Origin of the sequence: Agrococcus sp. HG114 (assembly GCF_024723325.1) — a bacterium.
GTDB lineage: Bacteria > Actinomycetota > Actinomycetes > Actinomycetales > Microbacteriaceae > Agrococcus.
In genome coordinates, this window is sequence record NZ_JANQCH010000126.1 from 1 (window position 1) to 6,646 (window position 6,646).

6 protein-coding genes and 1 pseudogene are annotated in these 6,646 nt (G+C 72.5%); 3 read left to right on the forward strand and 4 right to left on the reverse strand.

The window, feature by feature from the left end:
- The coding region (locus NWP09_RS10765) for a S9 family peptidase (protein ID WP_258275513.1) at positions 1-976 on the forward strand (976 nt) is incomplete at its 5' end.
- 25 nt (positions 977-1,001) lie between these two features.
- On the opposite strand, the gene NWP09_RS10770 is transcribed toward NWP09_RS10765, so the two are convergent.
- The gene (locus NWP09_RS10770) at positions 1,002-1,421 is read right to left on the reverse strand and encodes a SufE family protein (protein ID WP_258275514.1); all 420 of its coding nucleotides are present in this window, start codon (positions 1,419-1,421) and stop codon (positions 1,002-1,004) included.
- The gene (locus tag NWP09_RS10775) at positions 1,418-2,308 is read right to left on the reverse strand and encodes a sulfurtransferase (protein ID WP_258275515.1); all 891 of its coding nucleotides are present in this window, start codon (positions 2,306-2,308) and stop codon (positions 1,418-1,420) included. The genes NWP09_RS10770 and NWP09_RS10775 overlap by 4 nt, the downstream gene beginning before the upstream one ends.
- 133 nt (positions 2,309-2,441) lie before the next feature.
- Between NWP09_RS10775 and zapE the strand changes: the two genes are divergently transcribed.
- Positions 2,442-3,449 carry a cell division protein ZapE gene (zapE, locus tag NWP09_RS10780; protein ID WP_258275517.1) on the forward strand — a complete coding sequence of 336 codons (1,008 nt, stop codon included), beginning with the start codon at positions 2,442-2,444 and terminating at the stop codon, positions 3,447-3,449.
- Between the two features lies 1 nt (position 3,450).
- On the opposite strand, the gene NWP09_RS10785 is transcribed toward zapE, so the two are convergent.
- Positions 3,451-4,656: a Na+/H+ antiporter NhaA gene (locus NWP09_RS10785; RefSeq protein ID WP_258275518.1), complete on the reverse strand. Its 1,206-nt coding sequence runs from the start codon at positions 4,654-4,656 to the stop codon at positions 3,451-3,453.
- Positions 4,657-4,830: 174 nt separating this feature from the next.
- Between NWP09_RS10785 and NWP09_RS10790 the strand changes: the two genes are divergently transcribed.
- A complete protein-coding gene (locus NWP09_RS10790) occupies positions 4,831-6,063 on the forward strand; it encodes an ammonium transporter (RefSeq protein WP_258275519.1) in 1,233 nt (410 codons plus the stop codon).
- A gap of 364 nt (positions 6,064-6,427) precedes the next feature.
- On the opposite strand, the pseudogene NWP09_RS10795 reads toward NWP09_RS10790, so the two are convergent.
- Positions 6,428-6,646 (reverse strand): annotated as a pseudogene (locus NWP09_RS10795) (hypothetical protein); the annotation flags it as partial.

The following is a 6,646-nucleotide window of genomic DNA, read 5'->3' on the forward strand; positions in this document are numbered from 1 at the left end:
GCTCGCGCGCACGCTCGACACCGCGCTGCCCGGCCGCTACGCGCTGTGGGTCGGCGGGCGGCTCGCCGCGCTGGGTCCGATCGTCGACGAGGATGCGCGGAGCGTCGTGCGCGAGGTCCACACCGACGCGCGCGAGCTCCTCGAGGGCGTCCCCTCGGCGCGCTGGTCGGGGTACGTGCTGCACGAGCCCGCGCAGGTGACGGATGCGGTCGAGCACGTCGAGGTGCCGACCGAGGTCGGTCCCGCCCCGGCCTGGGTGCTGGGGGAGCAGGCGTCCGGCACCTGGTGCATCCAGGTGCACGGCCGCGGCGTCACGCGCCACGAGACGATCCGGGCGGCCGGCATCTACCTCTCGCGCGGCATCCCGGTGATGGCGGTCTCCTACCGCAACGACTCCGAGGCGCCGCGCAGCCGCGACGGCAAGCTGCGGCTCGGCCTCGACGAGTGGCGTGACGTCGACGACGCGATCGGCGTCGCGGTCGCGCGCGGCGCCGAGCGCATCGTGCTCCACGGCTGGTCGATGGGCGGGCAGATCGCGCTGCAGGTCGCGCGGCGGTCGCGGCACCGCCGGCGCATCGCCGCGGTCGTGCTCGACTCGCCGGTCGTCGGCTGGCGGCCCACCCTGCTGCTGCAGGTGGGGCTCCTGCGCCTGCCAGCGTGGCTCGCGACGAGCGCGGTGCGGCTGCTCGAGTCGCCCGCGGCGCTGCTGAGCGGCAGCCGCAGCCTCGACTTCGACGAGCTCGACAACGTGCTGCACGCCGACGCGCTCTCGCAGCCGATCCTGCTGCTGCACTCGGCCGACGACGGCTTCGTCCCCCCGGATGCGTCGCGGTCGCTCGCCGAGGCGCGTCCCGACCTCGTCGACTACCGCGAGTGGAGCCGAGCGCGCCACACGAAGCTCTGGAACCTCGACCCCGAGCGCTACGAGCGCGAGGTCGGGGAGTGGCTCGACACGACGCTCGGCGCCGCTCGCTGAGCGGCGCAGCCGGCGATCGGACGGCTCAGGCTCGAGCGCGCACCTGGCGCTGGATGCGGCCGAGCATCCCCGCCATGCCGCGCAGCCGCAGCGGCGAGACCACCCGGTCGAGGCCGAGCAGGCGCGGCATGTCGGCGGGCACCGCGAGCGCCTCGTCGACGCTCGCGCCCTCGAGCCCCTGCGCGAGGATCGACGCGAAGCCGCGCGTCGTCGGCGCCTCCTCGGGCGCCGTCGCGTGCACGTGGACGCCGTCGTCGACCTCCACGAACAGGTACACCGGCGACTGGCACTCGGCGACGCGCTCGAGCAGATCGGGGTGCTCGGCGTAGCGCTCCGGCAGGGCGGGCAGCTCGTCGGCGAACTCGAGCAGCAGCTGGAGCCGGTCGCGCTCCGCCACCGACTGGAACGCCTCGACGGTCTCCTGCAGCGCAGGCGTCAGGGTCATCGTGCCGGCACCTCCCCGGGCTCGGCGCCCACCGCGATCGGCACGCCCACGAGCGAGCCCCACTCCGTCCACGAGCCGTCGTAGTTGCGCACCCGCGGCAGGCCGAGGAGGTGCTGCAGCACGAACCACGTGTGGCTCGAGCGCTCGCCGATGCGGCAGTACGCGACGACGTCGTCGGCGTCCCGCAGGCCAGCGCCGTCGAGGTAGATGGCTTCGAGCTCGGCGCGCGAGCGGAAGGTGCCGTCCTCGTTGACCGCCCGTCCCCACGGGACGCTCGCCGCGGTCGGGATGTGGCCGGCGCGGAGCGCGCCCTCCTCCGGGTACGCGGGTGCCGTCGTCCGCTCGCCCGAGTACTCCTCGGGGCTGCGCACGTCGACGAGCGGCTTCCCGAGGTGGGCGAGCACGTCGTCGCGGAACGCGCGCAGCGTCGCGTCGTCGCGCTCGACGACCGGGTAGTCGACCGTCGGCCGCGCGGCGGGCTCGCGGGTCAGCTCGCGGCCCTCCGCGATCCACTTGTCGCGGCCGCCGTCCATGATGCGCGTGCGGTCGTGGCCGTAGAGCGCGAAGACCCACAGCGCATACGTCGCCCACCAGTTCGCCTTGTCGCCGTAGAAGACGACGGTCGTGTCGCGGCCGATGCCCTTCTCGCCGAGCAGGCGCGCGAAGGCCTCCGGCGAGACGTAGTCGCGCAGCACCGGGTCGTTGAGCTCGGTGTGCCAGTCGACCTTCACAGCGCCGGGGATGTGGCCGACCTCGTAGAGCAGCACGTCCTCGTCGGACTCGACGATCACGACGTCGGGGTCGTCGAGGTGCTGCGCGACCCACTCGGTCGAGACGAGGCGGTCGGGCGCCGCGTACTCGGCGAAGCGGGGCTCGGACTCGGGCATGGCGGCTCCTTCTGCGCTGCGCAGCGGTGGCTGCGGGGGCGGGCTGCGCCCTCGGTAGGCTCTTGCGATGGGAGAACGCCATCCTCCCACCTCATCTTCCCCGCCGGCGCGGAGCGCCGATGAAGGAGCGCGCATGTCCGCACCGATCTCGCTCGTCGAGCGCCGGCCGCAGGCCGACGCCCAGCAGATCGTCGCGAGCCTCGTCCCGCCGCCGCAGTTCGACGGCGCGACGTTCGAATCGTACCGACCCGACCCCGCGCATCCGTCGCAGGCCGAGGCGCTGCAGCGGATGCAGGAGCTCGCCACGGCGTGGACGTCGCCGCCGCGCGGGCTGTTCCGCCGCCGCGCGCCGGAGGTGAAGCCGGGCATCTACCTCGACGGCGGCTTCGGAGTGGGCAAGACCCACCTGCTCGCAGCGCTCTGGAAGTCGATGCCCGGGCCGAAGGTCTTCGGCACGTTCATCGAGTACACCGCGCTCGTCGGTGCGCTCGGCTACGCCGAGACCGTGCGCGTGCTGCAGGGGTCGAAGATCATCTGCATCGACGAGTTCGAGCTCGACGACCCGGGCGACACGATGGTGATGACGCGGCTGCTCGGCGAGCTCGTCGCGAACGGCTCGAAGCTCGCCGCCACGAGCAACACGCCCCCGAACGCGCTCGGCGAGGGGCGCTTCGCCGCCGCCGACTTCCTCCGCGAGATCCAGGCGATCGCCGACCGCTTCGAGATCATGCGGATCGACGGCGACGACTACCGCCATCGCGACGTGTCGGGGCACGCGCCCGTGACGCCCGACGACGAGCTCGGCGACGAGCTCGCGCGCATCGGCGGCACGGTCGCGCTCGACGACTTCGACGCGCTCATCGCCCATCTCTCGCACGTGCACCCGTCGCGCTACATCGGCCTCATCGAGGGCGTCGAGGCGCTCGGGCTCCGCGGCGTGCGGGTGCTCACGGATCAGAACGACGCGCTCCGCCTCGTGGCGCTCGTCGACCGCCTCTACGATGCGCAGGTCGCGCTGCGCGCGAGCGGCGTGAGCCTCGACCGCGTCTTCAGCGAGGAGATGCTGGGCGGCGGGTACCGCAAGAAGTACCTGCGCGCGATCTCGCGGCTCCACGCCCTCGCGGCCGAGGGCAGCGCGTAGGTCACTCCGCGTCGGTGCGGCGCCGCTGCTCCTCGGTGTCGAGCGCCGCGCGCTCGCGCGCGTCGGCCGCCGGGTAGCGGCGGTTGAGCACCGCGAGGTAGGCGCCGCCCACGATCGCCGAGATGAGCGATCCGGTCAGGACGCCGAGCGTGCCCTCGACGATGAGCTCGGGCGTCGTGCGGTGCGCGAGCTCGTTCATGAGCAGCGAGACCGTGAAGCCGATGCCGCCGAGCAGGCCGACGCCGATGAGCTCGGGCACGCGCAGGCGCGCGTCCTTCGGGACGCGCAGCGCCGCCTGCCCGACGAGCCCCGCGATGCTGATGCCGACGAGCTTGCCGACCGGCAGGGCGATCACGATCGCCCAGAACACCGGGCTCAGCTCGCCGAGCGGCACCTGCGGGATCGCGACAGACGCGGAGACGAACGCGAACAGCGGCAGCACGATGCCGTTCGACGCGGGCTCGAGCTTCACGCGCGCGGATTCGGCCGGCGCGGGGGAGAGCACGAGCCCGAGCGCCACGCCCGCGATCGTCGCGTGGATGCCGCTCATCGCGACGAGCCACCACGTCGCGACGGCGACGAGGAGCAGGGCGATGCGGATGGGCCAGCTGCCGCGACGGCCGCGGTAGAGGCGGCCGAGCAGCCAGAAGGCGACGACGCCGAGCGCCGCGAGGCCGAGGTGGGGCACCGAGACCGACTCGGTGAAGAAGACCGCGATGAAGAGGATGCCGATGAGGTCGTCGATGACGGCGAGCGCGAGCAGCAGCGCCCGCACGCGCGGCGGCAGCCGCTTCCCGAGCAGCGCGAGGACGCCGAGCGCGAACGCGATGTCGGTCGCGGTGGGGATCGGCCAGCCCTGCGCGCCGTCGGCGCCTGCGACGGCGGCGTAGATGAGGGCGGGGAGCGCGACACCCCCGAGCGCGGCGATCGTCGGCACCGCCGCCTTCGACACCGAGTTGAGCTCGCCCTGCGTGAACTCGTAGCGCAGCTCGACGGCGACCACGAAGAAGAACACGACGAGCAGTCCGTCGGTGACCCAGTGCGCGGCCGAGAGGTCGAGGCCGAGGACGGTGAACGGCAGGTGGGCGCCCTTCAGCGCTTCCAGGCCAGGACCCAGGGCCGTGTTGGCGAGGATGAGCCCGAGGATCGCGGCTCCCAGCAGCAGCATCGCCGACACCTGCGGGTTCCGGATCCAGGAGAGGTTCATGCCGTCGATCCTTTCATCCGCCGCATCCCGCCCCTGTCCGCGTCGACTGGCGAAACGTGCTCGAAACGCCTCGGCGCATCCGTTCACGCACTCGAAACAGGCGCGCGCGGGTCGCGGAAACAGGCCGGGAGCATGCTCGCTGCACGTCCTCCCTCAGACCCAAGGAGCACCCCAATGGATGCAGGCAGCATCGCCTTCGGCGTCGTCGCGACAGCCCTCGTGCTGTTCATGACGCCCGGGCTCGCGTTCTTCTACGGCGGCCTCGTGCGGTCGAAGAGCGTCATCAGCATGATGATGATGTCGTTCGGGGCCATCGGCCTCGTCGGGACCCTCTGGATCCTGTACGGCTTCAGCATGGCGGCGGTCGACTCGCCGTTCGCCTTCTCGGGCAACCCGTTCAGCGACTTCGGCCTCGCCGCCCTCGCCGCGGGCGAGAGCGCCAACACGGACCTCGTCGGCGTGGCCTATGGCTCGACCTTCGCGATCATCACGGTCGCGCTCATCTCGGGGGCGATCGCCGACCGCGCGAAGTTCGGCGCCTGGATGCTCTTCGCGGGCGCCTTCGCGACGCTCGGCTACTTCCCGATCGCCGCATGGGTGTGGGGCGGCGGCTGGGTGTACTCGCTCGGCGACCTGCTCGGCCTGCCGGCAGTCATCGACTACGCGGGCGGCACGGCGGTGCACATCAACGCCGGTGCGGCAGCGCTCGCCCTCACGCTCGTGCTCGGCAAGCGGATCGGCTTCACGAAGGGCGCGCACAAGCCGCACAACGTGCCGTTCGTGATCCTGGGCGCCTCGGTCCTGTGGTTCGGATGGTTCGGCTTCAACGTCGGCGCGGAGTGGCTGAACGGCCTCGGCAACGCAGGGCTCATCACGCTGAACACGATCGGTGCGACCGCTGCGTCGATCTGCGCGTGGCTGCTCGTCGAGAAGTTCAAGGACGGCAAGCCGACGTCGGTCGGCGCTGCCTCGGGTGCCGTCGCGGGGCTCGTCGCGATCACGCCGGCCTGCGCCAACCTCACGCCCGGCTGGGCGCTGCTGCTCGGGGCGCTCGCGGGAGCGCTGTGCGCCCTCGCGGTCGAGCTGAAGTTCAAGCTCGGCTTCGACGACTCGCTCGACGTCGTGGGCATCCACCTCGTCGGCGGCCTGCTGGGCACGGTCTACCTCGGGTTCTTCGCGACCGGCACGGGCCTGCTCGTGGGCGGCGGCATCGGGCAGCTGACCGTCCAGCTCATCGCCGCGATCGGCGTGATGGTCTACGCCTTCGTCGTCGCGCTCCTCATCGGCCTCGCGATCGAGAAGACGATGGGCTTCCGGGTCAAGGACGAGGATGAGATCGCGGGCGTCGACCTCGTCGTGCACGGCGAGGAGGCGTACGAGTACGAGCTCGAGCGCGTCAGCTCCTGATCCGTCGCGTCCACGTCGGGGCCCCGGGTGCAGCGCCCGGGGCCTCGACGCGAGTGCGGCGGGGGCGCACCCGCGGATGCTCCCGGACGAGTCGGGCAGGAACTCCGACAGGCGGGAGCCCGACGCGCAGTGGCTCAGCTCGGCGCGACACCGTCAGGAGTGGCCAGGTTTGGTGTGAGGCGTCGGCGTGGCCCCGGTTCGGTGCGAGCGCGTCGGCGTAGTCCCGTTCGGTGCGAGCGCGTCGGTGTGGCCCTGTTCGGCGCGAGCGGGCCAGGGAGCGCAACCCGTTCGGGCTGACCTGGTCGACGAGCGATTCGGTGCGTCGTGAGGCGGTGAGGGAGTGGCCCGGTTCGGCCTGAGCGGGTCAGGCCGGGACGGCGTCGGGGTGGCAGGTGCAGTCGTGCAGGTGCGCCCAGGGCGGGTCGCTCGCGGTGCACCGTGCTGGTACGTCCGACGGGGTGCCCCAGTAGTCGGCGCCGCGGTCTCGGAAGACGGGCCCGGCGGGTTCGGGTTCGTCGGTGAGGACGCGCCCGGTGGGGCTGGTCCATTCGAGGACGCCCTGGTCGAGCTGCTGGACGGTCCA

Excerpts from the sequence above, each read along its gene's own strand:
- NWP09_RS10770 (WP_258275514.1), bottom strand. The coding sequence starts at position 1,421 with ATGACCCTGACGCCTGCGCTGCAGGAGACCGTCGAGGCGTTCCAGTCG.
- NWP09_RS10775 (WP_258275515.1), bottom strand. The coding sequence starts at position 2,308 with ATGCCCGAGTCCGAGCCCCGCTTCGCCGAGTACGCGGCGCCCGACCGC.
- zapE (WP_258275517.1), top strand. The coding sequence starts at position 2,442 with ATGTCCGCACCGATCTCGCTCGTCGAGCGCCGGCCGCAGGCCGACGCC.
- NWP09_RS10785 (WP_258275518.1), bottom strand. The coding sequence starts at position 4,656 with ATGAACCTCTCCTGGATCCGGAACCCGCAGGTGTCGGCGATGCTGCTG.
- NWP09_RS10790 (WP_258275519.1), top strand. The coding sequence starts at position 4,831 with ATGGATGCAGGCAGCATCGCCTTCGGCGTCGTCGCGACAGCCCTCGTG.